The 19,297-nt window shown below is 71.4% G+C and carries 20 protein-coding genes; 10 read left to right on the top strand and 10 right to left on the bottom strand.

Features of this window, described 5'->3' with window-relative positions; all coding sequences use genetic code 11:
* Positions 1-30: 30 nt before the first annotated feature.
* The 3 genes from ACTWJ8_RS04640 to ACTWJ8_RS04630 are packed head-to-tail and all read left to right on the top strand — an operon-like array spanning position 31 to position 3,166.
* Entirely contained in the window at positions 31-399 is a 369-nt protein-coding gene (locus ACTWJ8_RS04640) for a hypothetical protein (protein WP_356380618.1), read from the top strand.
* The gene (locus ACTWJ8_RS04635) at positions 396-1,976 is read left to right on the top strand and encodes a sodium/solute symporter (protein WP_443263004.1); all 1,581 of its coding nucleotides are present in this window, start codon (positions 396-398) and stop codon (positions 1,974-1,976) included. Before ACTWJ8_RS04640 ends, ACTWJ8_RS04635 begins: the two co-directional genes overlap by 4 nt.
* Positions 1,973-3,166, top strand: a complete 1,194-nt coding sequence (locus tag ACTWJ8_RS04630; protein WP_443263003.1) for a sensor histidine kinase — start codon at positions 1,973-1,975, stop codon at positions 3,164-3,166. Before ACTWJ8_RS04635 ends, ACTWJ8_RS04630 begins: the two co-directional genes overlap by 4 nt.
* A gap of 15 nt (positions 3,167-3,181) precedes the next feature.
* Here the strand turns inward: ACTWJ8_RS04630 and ACTWJ8_RS04625 are convergent, their stop codons facing one another.
* The 4 genes from ACTWJ8_RS04625 to ACTWJ8_RS04610 form a co-directional block, all read right to left on the bottom strand.
* Positions 3,182-3,682 carry a hypothetical protein gene (locus ACTWJ8_RS04625; protein WP_443263001.1) on the bottom strand — a complete coding sequence of 167 codons (501 nt, stop codon included), beginning with the start codon at positions 3,680-3,682 and terminating at the stop codon, positions 3,182-3,184.
* A 147-nt stretch (positions 3,683-3,829) separates the two neighbouring features.
* The gene (locus ACTWJ8_RS04620; RefSeq protein ID WP_443263000.1) at positions 3,830-4,366 is read right to left on the bottom strand and encodes a sigma-70 family RNA polymerase sigma factor; all 537 of its coding nucleotides are present in this window, start codon (positions 4,364-4,366) and stop codon (positions 3,830-3,832) included.
* A 115-nt stretch (positions 4,367-4,481) separates the two neighbouring features.
* Complete coding sequence (locus ACTWJ8_RS04615; RefSeq protein ID WP_443262999.1) at positions 4,482-5,903, bottom strand: amino acid permease; 1,422 nt, start codon at positions 5,901-5,903, stop codon at positions 4,482-4,484.
* Positions 5,904-6,010: 107 nt separating this feature from the next.
* On the bottom strand, positions 6,011-6,472 hold the full coding sequence (locus ACTWJ8_RS04610) for a universal stress protein (RefSeq protein WP_356380601.1): 462 nt from the start codon (positions 6,470-6,472) through the stop codon (positions 6,011-6,013).
* Between the two features lie 88 nt (positions 6,473-6,560).
* Here ACTWJ8_RS04610 and ACTWJ8_RS04605 point away from each other — a divergent pair, with 88 nt between their 5' ends.
* Complete coding sequence (locus tag ACTWJ8_RS04605) at positions 6,561-7,376, top strand: polysaccharide deacetylase family protein (protein ID WP_443262998.1); 816 nt, start codon at positions 6,561-6,563, stop codon at positions 7,374-7,376.
* A 9-nt stretch (positions 7,377-7,385) separates the two neighbouring features.
* Here ACTWJ8_RS04605 and ACTWJ8_RS04600 read toward each other — a convergent pair whose 3' ends face one another.
* The 5 genes from ACTWJ8_RS04600 to ACTWJ8_RS04580 form a co-directional block, all read right to left on the bottom strand.
* Positions 7,386-8,051, bottom strand: a complete 666-nt coding sequence (locus tag ACTWJ8_RS04600; protein ID WP_443262997.1) for a class F sortase — start codon at positions 8,049-8,051, stop codon at positions 7,386-7,388.
* A gap of 19 nt (positions 8,052-8,070) precedes the next feature.
* Complete coding sequence (locus ACTWJ8_RS04595) at positions 8,071-8,568, bottom strand: hypothetical protein (protein WP_356380593.1); 498 nt, start codon at positions 8,566-8,568, stop codon at positions 8,071-8,073.
* Positions 8,569-8,710: 142 nt separating this feature from the next.
* Positions 8,711-8,944: a hypothetical protein gene (locus ACTWJ8_RS04590; protein WP_356380590.1), complete on the bottom strand. Its 234-nt coding sequence runs from the start codon at positions 8,942-8,944 to the stop codon at positions 8,711-8,713.
* Between the two features lie 46 nt (positions 8,945-8,990).
* Positions 8,991-9,752, bottom strand: coding sequence for a bestrophin-like domain (locus tag ACTWJ8_RS04585; protein ID WP_443262995.1), 762 nt, complete (start codon positions 9,750-9,752; stop codon positions 8,991-8,993).
* A 54-nt stretch (positions 9,753-9,806) separates the two neighbouring features.
* Positions 9,807-10,358 carry a hypothetical protein gene (locus ACTWJ8_RS04580; protein ID WP_443262993.1) on the bottom strand — a complete coding sequence of 184 codons (552 nt, stop codon included), beginning with the start codon at positions 10,356-10,358 and terminating at the stop codon, positions 9,807-9,809.
* Positions 10,359-10,614: 256 nt separating this feature from the next.
* Here ACTWJ8_RS04580 and ACTWJ8_RS04575 point away from each other — a divergent pair, with 256 nt between their 5' ends.
* The 3 genes from ACTWJ8_RS04575 to ACTWJ8_RS04565 all read left to right on the top strand — a co-directional run bounded on the left by ACTWJ8_RS04575 (position 10,615) and on the right by ACTWJ8_RS04565 (position 14,852).
* Positions 10,615-11,574 (top strand): SCO0930 family lipoprotein, encoded by a 960-nt coding sequence (locus ACTWJ8_RS04575; RefSeq protein WP_356380582.1) that lies wholly within the window; start codon positions 10,615-10,617, stop codon positions 11,572-11,574.
* 318 nt (positions 11,575-11,892) lie between these two features.
* Positions 11,893-12,708 (top strand): SAM-dependent methyltransferase, encoded by an 816-nt coding sequence (locus ACTWJ8_RS04570; protein WP_443262992.1) that lies wholly within the window; start codon positions 11,893-11,895, stop codon positions 12,706-12,708.
* 44 nt (positions 12,709-12,752) lie between these two features.
* On the top strand, positions 12,753-14,852 hold the full coding sequence (locus tag ACTWJ8_RS04565) for a putative bifunctional diguanylate cyclase/phosphodiesterase (protein WP_443262991.1): 2,100 nt from the start codon (positions 12,753-12,755) through the stop codon (positions 14,850-14,852).
* Positions 14,853-14,855: 3 nt separating this feature from the next.
* Here ACTWJ8_RS04565 and ACTWJ8_RS04560 read toward each other — a convergent pair whose 3' ends face one another.
* Positions 14,856-15,746: a LysR family transcriptional regulator gene (locus ACTWJ8_RS04560; protein ID WP_356380573.1), complete on the bottom strand. Its 891-nt coding sequence runs from the start codon at positions 15,744-15,746 to the stop codon at positions 14,856-14,858.
* 133 nt (positions 15,747-15,879) lie between these two features.
* Between ACTWJ8_RS04560 and ACTWJ8_RS04555 the strand changes: the two genes are divergently transcribed.
* Genes ACTWJ8_RS04555 through ACTWJ8_RS04545 form a run of 3 tightly spaced genes read left to right on the top strand, consistent with a single transcriptional unit; the run spans position 15,880 to position 19,249 of the window.
* On the top strand, positions 15,880-16,551 hold the full coding sequence (locus ACTWJ8_RS04555; RefSeq protein ID WP_356380570.1) for a succinate dehydrogenase: 672 nt from the start codon (positions 15,880-15,882) through the stop codon (positions 16,549-16,551).
* Between the two features lie 5 nt (positions 16,552-16,556).
* Positions 16,557-18,506, top strand: a complete 1,950-nt coding sequence (locus ACTWJ8_RS04550) for a fumarate reductase/succinate dehydrogenase flavoprotein subunit (protein ID WP_443262990.1) — start codon at positions 16,557-16,559, stop codon at positions 18,504-18,506.
* Positions 18,503-19,249, top strand: a complete 747-nt coding sequence (locus ACTWJ8_RS04545) for a succinate dehydrogenase/fumarate reductase iron-sulfur subunit (RefSeq protein WP_356380564.1) — start codon at positions 18,503-18,505, stop codon at positions 19,247-19,249. The genes ACTWJ8_RS04550 and ACTWJ8_RS04545 overlap by 4 nt, the downstream gene beginning before the upstream one ends.
* Positions 19,250-19,297 lie beyond the last annotated feature (48 nt).

The raw sequence follows: 19,297 nt of genomic DNA, 5'->3' as shown, positions 1-19,297 counted from the left end.
AACCGACCCGACCTGCTTAAACTCCGCCACGTGTCCGATCACCCGCAGCGAGAGACCGTCACCGGCGAACCCCGCCGGGTCCCCGGTCCCGCGGGCCTCCGTCCGCAGTGGGAGATCGACGAACAGACCCCTCTCGGAGCCGCCTACGTCCGCTCCCTCATGCGGAGCCAACTCCGGGCCGGCGTCACCGCGTTCATGCTCCTCGCCGTCCCCGTCGCCGTGCTGCCCCTGTTCTTCGGCGCGCTGCGCAACGCCGCCGTGCAGTGGCTCGTCCTCGGCTTCGGCTGTTACCCGTTCCTCGTGCTCCTCGCCTGGTGGTACGTGCGCCGCGCCGAGCGCAACGAGCACGACTTCGCCGACCTCGTCCGCGGCCGCCCCGCCGACCACCACGCGCCGTGAACGAGGCGTACGCGATCCCGGCGGTGGCCGTCGTCGTCCTCGCCACCGTCCTCATCGGCGGCTTCGGCCTGCGCGTCTCGCGCACCACGTCGGACTTCTACGTGGCGTCCCGCACGGTGGGCCCCCGGCTCAACGCCGCGGCGATCAGCGGCGAGTACCTCTCGGCCGCCTCCTTCCTCGGCATCGCCGGGCTGCTCCTCATCCACGGCCCCGACATGCTCTGGTACCCGGTCGGCTACACGGCCGGGTATCTGGTGCTGCTGGTCTTCGTCGCGGCGCCGCTGCGCCGCTCGGGCGCGTACACGCTGCCGGACTTCGCCGAGGGCCGGCTCGAATCGCGGCAGGTGCGGCGCGTCGTCAGCCTGTTCGTGGTCGGGGCGGGCTGGCTGTACCTCGTGCCGCAGCTCCAGGGCGCCGGGCTCACGCTGCAGATCCTCACGGGGGCGCCCCGCTGGTTCGGCGGCACGCTCGTCGCGGCGGTGGTGGTGCTCGCGGTGGCGGCGGGCGGCATGCGCTCCATCACGTTCGTGCAGGCCTTCCAGTACTGGCTCAAGCTCACGGCGCTGCTCGTCCCCGCCTTCTTCATCCTCCTGACGTGGCACGGCACGGGCCCGCTGCCGCCGGACGCCGCGACGTTCGAGCCACCCACCGCCGGGGTCGGCGCGGGCCAGCCGCTGGCCACCAGCCGTGCCGACCACCCGCTGTACGCCACGTACGGGCTGATCATGGCGACGTTCCTCGGCACGATGGGGCTGCCGCACGTCGTGGTCCGCTTCTACACCAGCCCCAACGGCAGGGCCGCGCGCCGCACCACCGTCGTCGTCCTGGCCCTGATCGGCCTCTTCTACCTGCTGCCGCCCGTGTACGGCTGGCTCGGCCGGGTCTACGCTCCCGAACTCACCGGCACCCAGGACGCCGACGCCACCGTGCTGCTGCTGCCGGGGCGGGTCTTCGACGGCGTGGCGGGCGATCTGCTCGGGGCGCTGGTGGCGGGCGGCGCGTTCGCGGCGTTCCTGTCGACGGCGTCGGGCCTGACGATGGCGGTGGCGGGCGTCGTCAGCCAGGACGTGCTCCAGGCGCGCGGCGTACGGCACTTCAGGCTCGCCGTGCTGCTGGCCATCGCGGTGCCGCTGGGCGGGGCGCTCCTGGTGGACGGGGTGCCGGTCGCGGACGCGGTCGGCATGGCGTTCGCGGTGTCGGCGTCGTCGTTCTGCCCGCTGCTCATCCTGGGCATCTGGTGGCGCCGCCTCACTCCACCGGGGGCGCTGGCAGGGCTGTTCCTGGGCGGCGGTTCGGCGCTCGTCGCGGTGACGCTGACCGTGGCGGGGCCGGTGACGTCGGGCTGGCTGCACACCCTCCTGGCGTGGCCCGCCGTGTGGTCGGTCCCGGTCGGCTTCCTCGCGATGATCCTGGTGTCCCTGGCGACCCGCGACGCGATCCCGCCGCACACGTCGGCGACGATGACCCGGCTGCACCTGCCGGAGGCCCTGTGGTCGGGTGCCCTGCGCGGCCGGGGCCCCGCGGAGCCCGCGTCCCGTGAGCACCTGGAGCCGCCCGCCTCCGGAGGCACGTCGTGAGCGGCACCGCCACCGCGCTGCTCATCGCGCTGTGCCCGCTGCTGCTCGGCGCCGGGTTCCTGCTCGGGCGGCGCACCGCGCATCCCGCGGGGCGCAGCGATGTCGGCACGCCCGTGGAGCGGGCCACGTTCGAGACCCTGCACACGGCCTCGCTGGCCGCGCCCGCCCTGCGCGCCGGGCTCACCGAGGACACCGCCCGCAAGTCCGCGCGCCGCCTGCGCACGCTGCTCGGCACCGACGCCCTCGCCGTCACCAACCGCTCGACCGTCCTCGCCTGGGACGGCGCCGCCGAACACGCCCACGCCGCGCACGTGATGGACGCGGTAGGGCCGGTCCTCGCCGGGGGCCGCAGCGCCGCGTTCGGCTGCGGCTGCCCGGCCGACGACTGCCCGCTGCGCTGGGCGGTCGCCGCGCCCGTCGTCGCGGACGGCCGGGTGCTCGGCGCGGTCGTCGCCTACGCGGCCCGCGAGTCCGCCGTGCTCGCCCGCGCCACCGACGAGGTCGCCCGCTGGGTCTCCGTCCAGCTCGAACTCGCCGAGCTCGACCGCTCCCGCACCCGCCTGATCGAGGCGGAGATCAAGGCGCTGCGCGCGCAGATATCGCCGCACTTCATCTTCAACTCGCTCGCCGCGATCGCCTCCTTCGTCCGCACCGACCCCGAACGCGCCCGCGAACTCCTCCTGGAGTTCGCCGACTTCACCCGCTACTCGTTCCGCCGCCACGGCGACTTCACGACGCTCGCCGACGAACTGCACTCCATCGACCAGTACTTGGCGCTCGTGCGGGCCCGCTTCGGCGACCGGCTCTCCGTGACGCTGCAGATCGCGCCCGAGGTGCTGCCGGTGACGCTGCCGTTCCTGTGCCTGCAACCGCTCGTCGAGAACGCGGTCAAGCACGGCCTCGAAGGCGCCGTCACGCGCAGCCACATCTCCATCGGCGCCACCGACGCGGGCGCCGAGGCCGAGGTCGTCATCGAGGACGACGGCGTCGGCATGAATCCGGGCGAGCTGCGCGCCATCCTGCGCGGCGAGGGCGGCCAGGGCCGCGGCATCGGCCTCTCGAACGTCGACGAACGCCTGCGCCAGGTCTTCGGCGACGCCTACGGACTCGTCATCGAGACCGCCGAGGGCGCCGGCATGAAGATCACGATCCGGATCCCGAAGTACCGGGCGGGCGTCTACGCGCCGTAGAGCGCCGGGCCGCGCTCAGAACAGGGAGATCGCCAAGTGGCCGAGCGGCAGGCCGAGTTGCCACGCCGGCGTCCACACCTGCGGCCCGTCCTCCTCGTCCGGCACCGGCACCGCGTCCAGGTCGGGGGCGAGCAGCTCGGTCTCCTCCAGCCACCGCCACGCCGCGTCGGCGAGCTGGAGGTCGGGGGAGGGGCGGCGGGCGGTCGCGTCGGCGTCGAACCGCTCGGCGAAGCGGTCCCGCACCCACGACTGCCACGGCTGGTCGTACGCCGTGAGGGACAGCCAGGTCTCCAGCTGGGAGACGACGCGGATGCCGGACAGCTCGTCGCCCGCGTCGGACAGGAAGATGGTCAGGGCGAGCGCGTCCCGGCCGGCCTTGAACTCGAAGGACGTGGGCGGCATCAGGTCGCCGGTCCGCAACAGCTCGTCCGCGATGTACTCCGCGTAGAGCCACGCCATGGGGACGACGAGACCGTCGCCGCCCGGTCCGCCATCGGACTCGCTCTCGTACCGCATCGCCTTCCTGCCTTCCTCCGGTCCGCGTGCTTCTCCGGCCCCCGGACCCACCCGTCTCAACTCACCGGGGAGGACAGCGGATTACTCAACCGAGGAATGGGTGTGCGGAGCAAGGCGCTTTACCGATGCTTGACCCGGGCCTCGGTTTCACCGCAGGTCGGGCGCGTACCCCGGAAGGACACGGCGCAACGCCCGCAACGCGTAGTACGCACGGGACTTGACCGTACCGGGGGGAATGCCGAGGGTGTCTGCGGCCTCTGCCACACTAGCGCCCTTGAAGTAGACCTCGAGCAATACGGCCCGGTGTTCGGGTGTGAGGGTCGCCACGGCGTCCCGCACGTCGATGGCGGCCGCCGAGCGCTCCGCGTGGTCCGCGCAGACCGGCGCGTGCTCCAGGACGGCGTCGCCGACTTCGGCGGGCCGCGAGAGCCGGGCCCTGCGGGCGTCGATGGCGAGGCGCCGCCCGACCGTGAACAGCCAGGGCCGCACGGACTCGTACGCGGAGTCGAGCGCCTCGGGATGCTGCCAGGCGCGGACGTACGTCTCCTGGACGAGGTCCTCGGCGCGCTGGGCGTCGCCGTCGCACAGCCGCAGCAGGAACGAGAACAGCGGCCCGCCGTGCTCCCGCTGGACCTGGGCGAGCTCGTCCTCCGTCGTCGTGGGTGTCGTGAACGCCGTCGTCATGGCCGTATGGCAACGCAGGGCGCCCCACGCGCCCAGGGGACGCGCGGGGCTCTGCGACGGACGGGGCGAAGCACTCGACGAGCGGTGCGGCGAGCGGCCCGTGCGCCGGCCCGGATCAGTCGGAGGCGCGGGCCAGTTCGGACTTCCGGTACGAGTACCCGAAGTAGATGACCAGGCCGATCAGGAACCACATGGCGAACCGCACCCACGTCTGCCACTGGAGGAACGTGATGAGCCAGATCGAGAAGATCACGCCGATCGCGGGCACGAACGGCATGGCGGGCGTGCGGAAGGTGCGCGGCAGGTCCGGCTGCCGGTAGCGGAGCACGATGACCGCGACGCAGACCACGACGAAGGCGAGCAGGATGCCGATGTTGGTGAGCTCGGCCGCCTCGCCGATCGGCAGGAATCCGGCGATGATCGCGGATGCCACGCCGACGATCCACGTCACGCGCGTCGGCACGTGCCGCGTCGGGTGGGTCTTCGCGAACCACTTCGGCAGCAGGCCGTCGCGGGACATGGAGAACCAGACGCGGGTGACGCCGAGCATGAACGTGAACATCACGGTGAGGATGCCGATGATCGCGCCCACCGCGATGACGTCCGCGAGTCCGCTCAGGCCGACCGCCTTGAACGCGGTGGAGAAGCCGCTCTCGGGGTCGATGTCCTTGTAGTTCTGCATGCCGGTCAGGACCAGGCAGGCGAGCACGTACAGGATCATCGAGATGATCAGCGAGTAGATGATCGCCTTCGGCATGTGGCGCTGGGCGTCCTTGGACTCCTCGGCCGCCGTCGACATGGCGTCGTAGCCGAAGACCGCGAAGAAGACCGTGGCCGCGCCGGTGAAGGCGCCGCTGACGCCGAACGGGAAGAACGGCGTGTAGTTGTCCGAGTTGATGTGGAAGACGCCGACGCCGATCACGAGCAGCACGACGAGGACCTTGAGGACGACCACGAAGGTCTCGAAGCGGGCCGCGTTCTTCATGCCCATGTTGAGCAGCCACGCGATCAGCAGACACAGCGCGGCGGCGAACAGGTCGACCTTGTGGCCGCTGCCGGTGCCCGGCGCGCCCAGCATCCAGCTGGGCAGGTCCACGCCCATCTCGCCGAGCAGGAAGCTGAAGTAGCCGGAGATGCCGATGGCGACGACCGCGACGATGGCCGTGTACTCCAGGAGCAGGTCCCAGCCGATGAACCAGCCGACCAGTTCGCCGAGGACCGCGTAGCCGTACGTGTAGGCGGACCCGGCCTTCGGGATGAGCCCGGCGAACTCGGCGTAGGAGAGAGCGGCCGCCGCGCTCGCGACGCCCGCGATGAGGAACGAGATGAGCACCGCGGGGCCCGCCGTGCCGTTGGCGACGGTGCCCGCGAGCGTGAAGATGCCGGCGCCGATGATGCCGCCGACGCCGATCGCGGTGAGCTGCCACAGGCCGAGAGAGCGGGTGAGCTTACCGCCGGACTCCGTGTCGTCGATCTGCTCGATGGGCTTGCGGCGCAGTACGCCCTGCCCTCTCGAGATCTTCGGGGGGACGGACATGGGGCCTCACCTCTTGCTGCGGGGACGACGGCTGACGGCCGATCATGATGCCTCCGCGGCACGGGGTTCGGAAGACAGCAGCGCCGTAGAGGCCCCCACGTCCATCCTTACGGGACGACCGTCACCGGCCAGCGCCCCGCCTTCACCAGCCGTACGGCCACCGAACCCACGATGCGGTGCCCCGCCTGCTCGGACGCGCCGACCACCACCGCGTCGGCCTTCAGCTCGTCCGCGGCCGTGACCAGGCCGTTGAACGGATCGCCGCGGAAGGTGTGGAACTCCCAGCGCACGTCGTATATGTCCTTCACCCGCGCGGCCGAGGCGCGGATCTCCTGGATGAGGCCCTCGGCGATCTCGTCGGTGGTCTCGGCCACCGGCACCCCGAGCGCGGCCCCGCCCGTCATCACCGGCTGTACGTACACCACCGCGAGCAGCGCGCGCTGTCTGCGGGCCAGGCCCCCGGCGTAGGCCGCGGCGCGGAACGAGGAATCGGAGCCGTCGACACCGACAACGATCACTTTCGGTCCGTCGGTGCCGCGTTCGAACTGATGTGGCTGCTCTTCGGTCACGCGGCAGAGGTTAACCGAGAAGCCGCCGATCAGGTGCTTTCCCGTCTCCGCTCCGGTGGCCGCGCGCACGGCGTGTCACGCATCAATCATGACAAAGCATCAGCACCCCAGGGGACGGCGCGCCTTGCTCGCAGGGCTCGGCGCCGCCGGCCTCGCCGCGCTCACCGGCTGTACGGACAGCGGCACGGATACGGGAACACGCGCCGCCGGGAGCGTCCGCCCCGCGCGGGAGCCCGCCGCGTACCGGCTGCGGCCGATGGCGGGGCACGGGCCGCAGCGCGCCGCCCTGAAGGTGCGCACCGCGCCGATCCTGCGGCTCGACACCGCGCCCGACGACCGCGCCATGGCCCTCACCTTCGACGACGGACCCGACCCCGAGTACACCCCCGAGATCCTGCGGATCCTGCGCGAGCACGACGTACGCGCCACGTTCCTGGTCTGCGGCGGCCGCGCCGGCGAGCGCCCCGACCTGCTGCGCCGACTCGCCGACGAGGGACACATCGTCGGCAACCACACCTGGACCCACCCCCTGCTCCTCAAGCTCGACCGCGCGCGCATCAGGACCGAGATGGAGCGCACCTGCGAACTGATCGACCGCACGCTCGGCGAACCGCCGCAGTGGTTCCGCGCCCCCTACGGCGCGTGGAACCGCCATGTCTTCGAACTCGGCACGGAGCTCGGCATGGAGCCGCTCGCGTGGACCGTCGACTCCCTCGACTGGGACGACCCGGGCGCCCGTACGGTGATCTCCCGGGTGGTGGACCGCGCCGCGCCGGGCGTCATCGTCCTCAACCACGACGCGGGCGGCGACCGCTCCCAGACCCTGACCGCCGTCCGCGCCTATCTGCCCCGCCTGCTCGACGCGGGCTACCGGCTCACCGTGCCGCGCCCGCCCGGACTGTGACACCCCGCGTCAGCGCGCCGACACCATGCGGGCGAACACCACGACGTTCGACGTGTAGCCGCCCCGCGCGGAGAACCGGCCGCCGCACGTGATCAGCCGCAGCTCGGCGCCGCCGCGCGAGCCGTACACCGTGCGGCCGGGGAAGCGGTCCTTGGCGAACACCTCGACCCCGTACACCCGGAACACGACGGTGCGGCCGTCCTTGCGGCGGACCTCCACGTGCTGCCCGGCGCGCAGGGAGCCGAGGCCGTAGAAGACGGCGGGACCGCGTGCGTTGTCGACATGCCCGACGACGACCGCGGTGCCCCGCTCGCCGGGGGAGGCCGCGCCGGTGAACCAGCCCGCCAGGTTCGGCTCCCGCGACGGCGGTGCGTCCACCCAGCCGTCCGCGTCGAGGCCGACCTCCGTCACCGGCGCGTCGACCCGGATCGCCGGGATCCGCACCCGCTCGCCCGGCGAGTACGGCAGCGGGCCGGCGCCCCGCGCCGCGGCCTGCTCCGTCGTGCGGCGCTCGGCAGCGGCGGCGGACGCGGGCTGCGGCGGCCCCGGGTCGAACGCTCCCGAACCGCTGCGGACGAGCGCGAGACCGGTCAGCAGGACCAGCGCGAGCACACCCCACGGGGCGCGCCGTCGCGGCCGCTCCTCCTCGGACTCGGCGAAGGACCAGTTCGGCACGGGCGAGGGCCGGGGCGGGTCAGGCGCGCTTGTCGCCGGTGCGGCGGCGCGCCACGACGTAGGCGGTGCCGAGCGCGCCCGCGATCAGGGCGCCGCCGAGCGCGACCTCGTGCAGATCCATCCCGCCGACGCTGCCGCCGATGCCGGCCTTGACGCCCTGGGGGACGGGGGAGGAGCTGGGCTGTCCGCTCGCGATGGTGACCGAGACGGTGTCCTTCGAGTCGCCGCAGTGGAAGGTGACGCTGCGCACCGCGCCCTGCTGGACGTTCCAGTCGACGCTGGCGTTGCCCGCACCGCTGCTGCTGAAGCTGACCTGCTTGAAGAATCCCTCGGTCACGGTGATCGACTCGGGGTTGGAGCAGCCGCTGGCCTGCAGGGAGACCTCGCCGCCCGCGGCGATGGTCGACGGGGTGACCGCCACGTTGAACGAGGAGTCGTCCGCCGCGACGGGCGTCGCGGCGAGGGAGAGCGCGGCCAGGGCGAGCGCGGCGGCGGACGTGGCACGTATCGCGTGCATGAGGTTTCCTCCGGGGTCCACGAGGCGCGGCAGCGGACCGTTTCCGCGCGCCGGGGACAGGCACCTCGATGCCCGAAACGCTAGGGACACCCTCGGACGGCCGCGATCCGTGTCGTACGAACGGGGCACACGTGTGGGCCGGTCAGGTGGCGTCCGGGTCCGCGGCGTGCCAGATGTGCGGGCCGGCCCCGCGCCACTCCACGAGGTGCGGGTCGTCGAGCGTGACGTCGGCCTCGCCGAACCCCGCGCGGCGCAGCAGCGCCGTGAGGTCCGCGTCGCTGTGCGCCAGGCCGAGCGCCTGTCCGCGGACGGAGACGTGCCGACCACCCGCCGGGGCGGGCGGGTGGACGACGATCGGGGCGTGCCATCGGGTCATGCGTCTCAGAGTGCGGCGCGCCGGGCCTGGGCGCAGCCCGAGGCGGTCAGTGGGCGCCGGGGAACAGCATCAGGAACGGATCGGCGGTCGCGGCCACGCCCCGGCTGTAGGGCGCGTCGAGGTCCCAGATCAGGAAGAGCAGGAACGCGATCAGGGACGAGAAGAGCCCGGCGAGGAGCAGTTCGCGCGGGGTGCGCCTGATCTGGAGCGCGAAGATCATGCCGATGGTGACGAGGGCGCCGATGACGAGGCCGAACCAGACGACGCCCGGCATCGTGGCGCCCGTCGAGTCGGCGCGGGCGCCGCGCGCGTCGTCGGCCGCGGTCACCTGGTCGAGCAGCGGCTGGTAGGCCTGGGCCTGGAAGTCGTTCCTGGGCTCGAAGTCGGTGACGTCCTCACGGACCTTCTGGAGCAGCTGGTCCCCCTTGTGCGTCAGCTCGCCCTTGGTGCGCATGGTGTGCCACTCGGTGGTGACGACGTGGCTGACATACCTGTCGACATCCTCGCGGATCCCGTCCCTGACGTCGGCCGGGTAGACGCGGACGCGCTCGCTGATCTCGTGCAGCGCCTGCGCCTCGTTGCGGACGTGGTCCTGGGCGGCGCTGCGGGCCTCCCAGACGCCCGCGATGGCCAGACCCAGGACGATCGCGTAGACCACGCCGATCATCATCGTCATGTACTCGATGACGTCGGGGGTCTCGGACGGGTCGTCGTCGTCGCCGATCCTGCGCTGTTGCAGGACCTGTACGACGAGCACGACACCGCAGACCGCGAGCATCGCGAGGACGAGAACAAGCCATTCCGACATCGACAGCTCCACAGGGATTCAACGAATTGAGCGGGTTCGGAGGGATCGGCGGGGTCAGCGGGGCCGCAGGACCGCGACCGCGAGCACCGCGGGCGCGGTGATGAGGAGGGTGAGGGTCACCAGGGAGGGCCCGCTGCGGGGCGGCGCGCGGTGCACGGTGGGGCGGTAGGCGGGGTAGTCCACCGGCTTCGGCGAAGGCTTCGGGCGCTTGGTGTGGGTGGGGGTCGGCTTCGGTTTCGGCTTCGGCGGCGGCTCGGGGGCCGGCGGCGCGGGCGGGGGCGGCGGAGGCGTGGGGGTCGGGGTCGGCGTCGGCTTCGGCGGGGGTGGCGGAGGCGGAGGCGGTGGCGCCGGTTCGGGCGGCGGGGGCTTGGGCGCGGGCTTCTTCGGCGGGGGAGTGGTGGGGCCCGCGCGGCAGATGACGCCGCTGCCGGAGACCGCCACCGCGTCGCCCGACGAGCCGCCGTCGACGGACGCGTACGCGCAGTTGTCGGCCGGTGTCACGGCGGGCATCGCCGCCGCGCTCGGCGCGCCGCACAGCCAGGCGGTGGCGAGCACCGCGACGGCGCGGGTGACCAGGGCTGACGTGGAGCGCTTGGTTCGATGCACGACCAAGATCCTGAGCAGCGCGGGATGCTGCCACGCCGACGCGGCGCGGGATTGGCCCGATGGTGGGGAGTAGGAGCATTCGGGTTTGCGGCCGTGCGCGGCCCTGCTCCCGGGCCTGCGCCCCACCGCGCACGCCCCGGCGCACCGGAAGAAATCTTCCCGCGCATTGAACACAGCCGTCATCGCCGCGCGTACCTAGGGCCATGTGCGGCCCGCCCCGGGTCGTACAACACCCAAGCAATGTGCGGGAGTTGAGATGAAGACCTCCTGGCGGAGCGCCTCGCTCGTAGCGACAGCTGCGGCCCTGCTGGCGCTGACGACGGCGTGCGGTCAGGACCAGGGCGACCAGTCGGGCGCCGGACAGAACGTGGGCAACGCGGCCCCGGCGCAGGGCGGTTACGGATCGTCCGACGGCTACGGCTCCTCGAACGACACCGACAAGAGCGCCGCCGAGACCAAGTCCGCGGGGCAGCTCGCCTCGTGGGACAGCAAGGAGCTCGGCAAGGTGCTCACCGACGCCGACGGCATGACCCTCTACCGCTTCGACAAGGACACCGCGCAGCCGCCCAAGTCGAACTGCGACGCGGCGTGCCTGAAGGCGTGGCCGGCCGTCCCGTCGAGCGGCGCGAAGGCGGCGCCCGGCGTCGACGACTCGCTCCTCGGCTCGGTGACCGCCGCCGACGGCACCAAGCAGCTCACCGTCGACGGCTGGCCCGTCTACCGCTACGCCATGGACAAGAAGGCGGGCGACACCAAGGGGCAGGGCGTGGGCGGCACTTGGTGGGCGGCCGCGCCCGACGGCAAGAAGGCCAACAAGAAGGCCGAGGAGGAGGCGGGGGCGCAGCCCGCCGACCTCAAGGGCCTGTCCACGCGCAAGGACCCGAAGCTCGGCGAGATCGTCGTCGACAAGAACGGCATGACGGTCTACCGCTTCCTCAAGGACTCCGCGTGGCCGATCAAGTCCACCTGCGTGGGCGCCTGCGCCGAGAAGTGGCCGGCGGTCGCTCCGGTTGCGAAGAACGACACGCAGAACATTCCACTGAAGGGCTACATGACCTTCACGAGGCCCGACGGTACGAAGCAGCAGACCTTGAACTGCTGGCCCGTCTACACCTTCTCCGGCGACAAAAAGCCAGGTGACACGAACGGGCAGGGCGTCGGTGGTACGTGGTACGCGGCGGCTCCGGATGGAAAGCCGGTGGGCGCCCCCAAGTAGTTCCCCAGCGGCTCCCGAGTAACAACCAGGTGGGTGCGGTGCGTTCGGCGCGGTGCTCACAGTAGAGTCGTCAACGGAATTGGCTCGTCGCCGGTCCGTTCCCCGCATGGCCCAGGTCAGGCCGTGTGCAGGGAACGGACCGGTTCTTTTCGTCGGGGAAAGAGAAGGTTTCGGGATGGTTTCGGATCGTTGCCGATTGGCGAGTGCCGGATACGGTGTCCGGGAACGGACGGTCAATTTCCGTTTTGACTCGCTCCATTGGCGGTGGATCAGTAGCCTCGGCTCGAACAACGGCTCGCCTACGCCATGGAGAGATTGATGCAGCGTCCCGCCTGGGCTCCACAGGGCATCGACATCTCGGTGCCCAGTGTGTCCCGAATCTACGATTTCTACCTGGGCGGATCGCACAACTTCGAGGTCGACCGGGAGGCCGCCCGCAAGGCGATGGAGTTCCTGCCGAGACTGCCGAAGATCATGCAGGCGAACCGGGCGTTCATGCGCCGGGCCGTGCGGTACGCCGCCGACCTCGGCATCACGCAGTTCCTCGACATCGGCTCCGGAATCCCGACGTTCGGCAATGTGCACGAGGTGGCCCAGAAGGCGAGCCCCGGAGCGAGCGTCGTCTACGTCGACCACGACCCGGTCGCCGTCGCCCACAGCCGCGCCGTCCTGGAGGGCGTGCCCCGCACGGGCGTCGTCGCGGCCGACCTGCGCAGGCCCCAGGAGATCCTCGGGAGCCCCGAGGTCGAGGAACTGATCGACCTGGAGCGGCCCGTGGCGCTGCTCCTCGTCGCCGTACTGCACTTCATCGAGGAGGCCGAGGACCCGTACGCGGCCGTGGCCGAACTCAGTGCGGCGCTGGCACCCGGCAGCCTGCTCATCGTGACGCATGCATCCAATGAGGGCATGCCCATAGAGACGGAGCGGGCGGACGGGATGGTCGGCGTCTACCGAAACGATGTCCGCAATCCGCTGATCATGCGGAACCGCGAGGAGATCAAACGGTTCTTCAAGGGGTACGACGTGGTCGAACCGGGCATCGTGGCGATGCCGGAGTGGCGGCCCGACTCCGCCCCCGAGGACGAGGACCCGTACACCTTCGCGGGCTATGTGGGAGTGGGGCGCAAGGCGTGACTGACGTGCCGGGCGGACCGGAAGACAGAGTGCGCGGGTTCGCCATGATCTGGAGCCGGGCTATTTTCCCGGTCACGGCGACCTCACTGACCCGGCACGAGTTCGAGGACGAACTCGTGCCGCTCGCGCGCCGGCTGCGCACCGCGCTCGCCGCGCGGACCCTCGACAGCGCCGAGGCGCGGGCCGTCGGCGCGGCCCTGGTCGACGCGCACTGCACCGACCCCGAGGCGCTCACCCTCACCCTCGACGTGGTGGAGAGCGAACTCGTCCGGCACTGCGGGGACGCGGAGCCGAGCGCGGCCCGCGCCGACGAACTGCGCTCCCGCTGCGCCCGCATCCAGCACGCGATGGCCGCCGGATTCGCGGGCGCGCTGCGCGAGCGCACCCGCTCCGAACAGGAGGCCATATCGCGGGCCGCGCTCAACGCCCGCAGCGCCGTCGCCGAGGCCCTGCACGCGAGCGAGGCCAAGTTCCGCGCCGTGTTCCACGGCGCCGCGATCGGCATCGGCATCGCCGACCTCGACGGCACCATCCTCGAGGTCAACGAGACGATGGTGCGGATGTTCGGCGGCAGCAGGACCCAGCTGCTCGCCCGCAAGGCCCACGAGCTGACCCACCCCGAGGACGCCCCGCACATCTGGCGGATGTACCACGAGCTGGTGCAGGGCGACCGGGAGAGCTACCGGGTGGAGAAGGCGTACTCACGCCCCGACGGCACCGCCCTGTGGACCAACCTGACGGTCTCCCTGCTGCGCGACGCCGACGGCGCCCCGCAGTACCAGCTGGCGCTCATGGAGGACGTCACCGAGCGCCGCCTGCTGAACCTGCGGCTGCGCTACGAGGCCACCCACGACGCGCTCACGGGACTGCCCAACCGCACCCTGTTCTTCGAGCGCCTGGAGAAGGTGCTCAGCGCGGGCGAGGGCATGCGCTTCGGCCTGTGCTACCTCGACCTCGACGGCTTCAAGACCGTCAACGACAGCCTCGGCCACGCGGCGGGCGACCGGCTCCTCGTCGAGGTCGCCGACCGCCTCCAGGCCTGCGCCACCGCCCCCGGCGAGATGGTCGCCCGGCTCGGCGGCGACGAGTTCGTGGCCCTCACCACCGGCACGGACACCGAGACCGAGGTCGACGAGCTGGCCGGCCGCATCATGCACGCGCTGGCCACGCCCATCCGCATCGACGGCCGCGAGCTGACCGTGCGCGGCTCGGTCGGCATCGTGGAGGGCCCGGCCGCCGAGCGCAGCCCCGCCGAGGTGCTGCGCAGCGCCGACATCACGATGTACCGGGCGAAGTCCGCGGGCGGCAACCGCTACGAGCTGGCCGACCCCGAGGCCGACGCCCGCGCCATCACCCGGCACGGACTGACCACGGCGCTGCCCGCGGCCCTGGACCGCGGCGAGTTCTTCATCGAGTACCAGCCGCTCGTGCACCTCGGCGACGGCAGCGTGCGCGGAGCCGAGGCCCTGGTCCGCTGGCTGCACCCGCAGCACGGCGTGCTCGGCCCCGACCGCTTCATCCCGCTCGCCGAGCACACCGGGCTCATCGTGCCGCTCGGCCGCTGGGTCCTGGAGGAGTCGGTGCGCCAGGCGCGCGTGTGGCAGGACCGGTACGAGGACGCGGGCCCGTTCCGCATCAACGTCAATCTGTCGCCGATGCAGCTGACCCACCCCGGCCTGGTCGCCGACACCGTCGACATCCTGGAGCGCTTCGGGCTCGAGCCGGACGCGCTGTGCCTGGAGGTGACGGAGTCGGCCCTGATCGGCGCGGACGACGACCTCCTCAAGCCGCTGCGCAACCTCTCCGAGATGGGCGTCGACATCGCCCTCGACGACTTCGGCACCGGCTATTCGAACCTGGCGAACCTGCGGCGTCTGCCCGTGAACGTCCTCAAGCTGGACCGCTCCTTCACCCAAGGCATGCAGCGGTTCCCCGCGGACCCCGTCGACCTGAAGATCGTCGAGGGCATCGTCTCGCTCGCCCACAGCCTCGACCTGTCGGTCACCGTCGAGGGCGTCGAGACCGGGGCGCAGGCGGAGCAGCTGCGTCACCTGGGCTGCGACACGGCCCAGGGGTGGTACTACGCCCGCCCCGGCCCGCCGGACCGCCTCCACGAGCTGGCCCTGGCGGACGCCACGGGCTGACTTTCAGGAGCGGCCCTCGAACAGCATTCGCTGCAGCTCGCGGGCCGCGCGTGGTGGCGCCACGTCCGAGCGGTGCGCGAGCGCGATGGTGCGGTGCAGCCCCGGCTTGGCCAGCGGGGTGACCCGCAGGTCCGAGCCGGCCCGGTGCGCCACCATCCACGGCACCACCGCGACGCCGAGCCCGGCCCGCACGAAGCCGAGGACCGCGTCCATCTCGCCGCCCTCCACCGCGAAGTCCGGCTCGAACCCCTCGGCCCGGCACGCCGCGACCGTCAGCTCCCGCAGGTCGTAGCCGTGGCGGAACATGACGAGCCGCTCGCCCTCCAGATCGGAGACCCGCACAGACTTGCGGCCGTGCCCCGGCGCGGGCGCTTCCTTGGACGACACCACCACCAGCTCCTCGCGCAGCAGCTCCACCGTCGTCAGGGCGGGAGCGGGCGCCGGCAGCGGCAGCACGACGAGCGCGAGGTCGAGCGCGCCGCGCGCCAGCTCTCGTACGAGGTCGTGGGAGCCGCCCTCCTCGATCATCAGCTGGATGCCGGGGTAGCGGTCGTGGAAGGCCCGCAGCACGTCGGGCAGCAGGCCCGTGCACAGCGACGGCGTCGCGCCGAGCCGCACCCGGCCCCGCTTGAGCTGCGCCAGCTCCTGCACCTCGTGCCGCGCCGTGTCGGCGTCGGCGAGGATCCGCCGGGCGAGCGGGAGCAGCGCCTCCCCGGCGTCGGTCAGCGTGATGTTGCCGCGCGCCCGCTGGAACAGGTCCACGCCCAGCTCCCGCTCGAGCGCCCGGATCTGCTGGGACAGCGAGGGCTGGGCGACGTGCACCAATTCGGCGGCGCGGGTGAAGTGCCGGGTCTCCGCGACCGCGACGAAGTACTGGAGCTGCTGGAACTGCATGCCGACCAGAATAGTTCCCTCGATAGCGAAAGCCTATGGAAATGAGCTGGACCATGTCTTGGACCGATCGGGCCCTCGGGCTCTAGCGTCTTGACCCATGGCTCTGGCAACGCGGACGGACCGACGGCCGTCCATGACGCGCACGATCTGGGACAGCTCCGTCGGCAAGAAGACCGTGATGGCGGTGAGCGGCCTCGTGATGCTGCTCTACCTGGTCGCCCACATGATCGGGAACCTCAAGATCTTCTTCGGCCCCGACGAGATCAACCACTACGCCTCCTGGCTGCGCACCATGGGCTCCCCGGTGCTGCACTACGAGTGGGCGCTGTGGATCGTGCGGGTGGTGCTCGTCGTCGCGGTCGTCGCGCACGCCACCTCCGCGTACCAGCTGAGCCGCCGGGGCAACAAGGCGCGCCCCAGCAAGTACGTGCACAAGAAGCCGCGCGCCGACTACGCCACGCGCACCATGCGCTGGGGCGGCATCATCCTCGGCCTGTTCATCGTCTGGCACATCCTCGACCTGACGACCGGCACGGTGCACCCGGGCGGCTACGAGCACCTGCACCCGTACCAGAACATCATCGACACGTTCTCGACCTGGTACGGCAACGTCATCTACATCGTCGCGATGCTCGCGCTCGGCTTCCACATCCAGCACGGGTTCTGGAGCGCCGCGCAGACCCTCGGCGTCGGCAGCCGCACCCGCGACCGCGTCCTGAAGACCGTCGGCAACGTACTCGCCGTACTGCTCACGCTCGGCTTCATCGCCGTGCCCGTGGGCGTCATGACCGGATTGGTGAGTTGAGAGACATGACTTCGTACGCCGAATACACCACGGGTGAGCCGGTCGTCGACACCAAGGCCCCCGAAGGGCCGGTCAACGAGCGCTGGGACACCCGCCGCTTCCAGGCGAAGCTGGTCAACCCGGCCAACCGCCGCAAGCACACCGTCATCGTCGTCGGCACAGGACTCGCCGGCGGCTCGGCGGGCGCCACGCTCGCCGAACAGGGCTACCACGTCGTCCAGTTCTGCTACCAGGACTCGCCGCGCCGCGCCCACTCCATCGCCGCGCAGGGCGGCATCAACGCCGCGAAGAACTACCGCAACGACGGCGACTCGGTGCACCGCCTCTTCTACGACACCGTCAAGGGCGGCGACTTCCGCGCCCGCGAGTCGAACGTGCACCGGCTCGCGCAGATCTCCGTCGAGATCATCGACCAGTGCGTCGCCCAAGGCGTGCCCTTCGCCCGCGAGTACGGCGGCCTCCTCGACACCCGCTCCTTCGGCGGCGTCCAGGTGTCCCGCACGTTCTACGCCCGCGGCCAGACGGGCCAGCAGCTGCTCCTCGGCGCGTATCAGGCGCTCAGCCGCCAGGTCGCCGCGGGCAACATCGAGCTGCACCCGCGCACCGAGATGCTCGACCTGATCATCGTCGACGGCAAGGCCCGCGGCATCGTCGCCCGCGACCTGATCACCGGGAAGATCGACACGTACTTCGCGGACGCCGTCGTGCTCGCCTCCGGCGGCTACGGCAACGTCTTCTACCTGTCGACGAACGCCATGAACAGCAACGCCACGGCGATCTGGCGCGCGCACCGGCGCGGCGCCTACTTCGCCAACCCGTGCTTCACGCAGATCCACCCGACGTGCATCCCGCGCACCGGCGACCACCAGTCGAAGCTGACCCTGATGTCGGAGTCGCTGCGCAACGACGGCCGCATCTGGGTGCCCAAGGCCAAGGGCGACACCCGTCCCGCCAACGAGATCCCCGAGGACGAGCGCGACTACTACCTGGAGCGCATCTACCCCGCCTTCGGCAACCTCGTGCCCCGCGACATCGCCTCGCGCGCAGCGAAGAACGTGTGCGACGAGGGCAGGGGAGTGGGCCCCGGCGGCCAGGGCGTCTACCTCGACTTCGCCGACGCCATCAAGCGCATGGGCAAGAAGGCCGTCGAGGCCAAGTACGGCAACCTCTTCGACATGTACGCGCGGATCACCGACGAGGACCCGTACAAGACGCCGATGCGGATCTACCCGGCCGTGCACTACACGATGGGCGGGCTGTGGGTCGACTACGACCTGTCGACCACCATCCCCGGCCTGTTCGCGATCGGTGAGGCCAACTTCTCCGACCACGGCGCCAACCGGCTCGGCGCCTCCGCGCTGATGCAGGGCCTCGCGGACGGCTACTTCGTCCTGCCGGCCACCATCAACGACTACCTCGCCAAGAACCCGCACAAGGACGAGGTCGACGCCTCGCACCCGGCCACCGTCGAGGTCGTGCGCGAGACCGAGGAGCGGCTCGCCAAGCTGCTCGCCGTCGACGGCGACCGCACGCCCGACTCCTTCCACCGCGAACTCGGCGAGCTGATGTGGGAGTTCTGCGGCATGGCCCGCACCGACGCCGGGCTGCGCAAGGCCCTCGACCGGATCCCGCAGATCCGCGAGGAGTTCTGGCGCCGCATCAAGGTGCCCGGCACCGGCGAGGAGTTCAACCAGTCCCTGGAGAAGGCGAACCGCATCGTCGACTACCTGGAGCTGGCCGAGCTCATGTGCCTCGACGCCCTGCACCGCGCCGAGTCCTGCGGCGGCCACTTCCGCGAGGAGTCGCAGACCCCCGACGGCGAGGCCGCGCGCCAGGACGAGGAGTTCTCCTACGCCGCCGCCTGGGAGTTCACCGGCACCGGCGCCGCCCCCACCCTGCACAAGGAAGACCTGGTCTTCGAGTACGTCCACCCCACTCAGCGGAGCTACGCATGAAGCTCACCCTGCGCGTCTGGCGCCAGAAGAACGCCGACGCCGAAGGCGCCATGTCCACGTACGAGGTGGACGGGATCAGCCAGGACATGTCCTTCCTGGAGATGCTCGACACCCTCAACGAGGAGCTCATCCTCAAGGGCGAGGACCCGGTCGCCTTCGACCACGACTGCCGCGAGGGCATCTGCGGCGCCTGCTCGCTCGTCATCAACGGCGACGCGCACGGCCCGGAGCGCACCACCACCTGCCAGCTGCACATGCGGTCCTTCAAGGACGGCGACACGATCGACATCGAGCCGTGGCGCGCCTCCGCCTTCCCGGTCGTGAAGGACCTGGTCGTGGACCGCTCGGCCTTCGACCGCATCATCCAGGCCGGCGGCTACATCACCGCCCCGACCGGCGCGGCGCCCGAGGCGCACTCCACCCCGGTGCCCAAGCCGGATGCGGACTTCTCCTTCGAGCACGCCGAGTGCATCGGCTGCGGCGCGTGCGTCGCCGCCTGCCCGAACGGCGCGGCGATGCTCTTCACGTCCGCGAAGATCAACCACCTGAACGTGCTGCCGCAGGGCGCGCCCGAGCGCGAGACCCGCGTGCTCGACATGGTGGACCAGATGGACGCCGAGGGCTTCGGCGGCTGCACGCTCACCGGCGAGTGCGCGACGGCCTGCCCGAAGGGCATCCCGCTGTTCTCCATCACCAGCATGAACAAGGAATGGCTGCGCGCGAACCGCAAGGTCAGCCGCTGACCGTGCGCGTGCGATAGGCGTCCCGCGAAAAGCGCGGGGTGGGCGGGA

The sequence above is a fragment of the Streptomyces sp. SDT5-1 genome (genome assembly GCF_052245995.1).
GTDB lineage: Bacteria > Actinomycetota > Actinomycetes > Streptomycetales > Streptomycetaceae > Streptomyces.
Note: the sequence above shows the minus strand (reverse complement) of the source record. Positions and strands in the feature narration are given on the sequence as shown.

Coding starts and splice junctions, on each gene's coding strand:
- ACTWJ8_RS04555 (WP_356380570.1), top strand. CDS start 15,880: ATGACGCGCACGATCTGGGACAGCTCCGTCGGCAAGAAGACCGTGATG.
- ACTWJ8_RS04545 (WP_356380564.1), top strand. CDS start 18,503: ATGAAGCTCACCCTGCGCGTCTGGCGCCAGAAGAACGCCGACGCCGAA.
- ACTWJ8_RS04585 (WP_443262995.1), bottom strand. CDS start 9,752: ATGTCGGAATGGCTTGTTCTCGTCCTCGCGATGCTCGCGGTCTGCGGT.
- ACTWJ8_RS04565 (WP_443262991.1), top strand. CDS start 12,753: ATGATCTGGAGCCGGGCTATTTTCCCGGTCACGGCGACCTCACTGACC.
- ACTWJ8_RS04595 (WP_356380593.1), bottom strand. CDS start 8,568: ATGCACGCGATACGTGCCACGTCCGCCGCCGCGCTCGCCCTGGCCGCG.
- ACTWJ8_RS04605 (WP_443262998.1), top strand. CDS start 6,561: ATGACAAAGCATCAGCACCCCAGGGGACGGCGCGCCTTGCTCGCAGGG.
- ACTWJ8_RS04550 (WP_443262990.1), top strand. CDS start 16,557: ATGACTTCGTACGCCGAATACACCACGGGTGAGCCGGTCGTCGACACC.
- ACTWJ8_RS04620 (WP_443263000.1), bottom strand. CDS start 4,366: ATGACGACGGCGTTCACGACACCCACGACGACGGAGGACGAGCTCGCC.
- ACTWJ8_RS04615 (WP_443262999.1), bottom strand. CDS start 5,903: ATGTCCGTCCCCCCGAAGATCTCGAGAGGGCAGGGCGTACTGCGCCGC.
- ACTWJ8_RS04570 (WP_443262992.1), top strand. CDS start 11,893: ATGCAGCGTCCCGCCTGGGCTCCACAGGGCATCGACATCTCGGTGCCC.
- ACTWJ8_RS04560 (WP_356380573.1), bottom strand. CDS start 15,746: ATGCAGTTCCAGCAGCTCCAGTACTTCGTCGCGGTCGCGGAGACCCGG.
- ACTWJ8_RS04625 (WP_443263001.1), bottom strand. CDS start 3,682: ATGCGGTACGAGAGCGAGTCCGATGGCGGACCGGGCGGCGACGGTCTC.
- ACTWJ8_RS04590 (WP_356380590.1), bottom strand. CDS start 8,944: ATGACCCGATGGCACGCCCCGATCGTCGTCCACCCGCCCGCCCCGGCG.
- ACTWJ8_RS04575 (WP_356380582.1), top strand. CDS start 10,615: ATGAAGACCTCCTGGCGGAGCGCCTCGCTCGTAGCGACAGCTGCGGCC.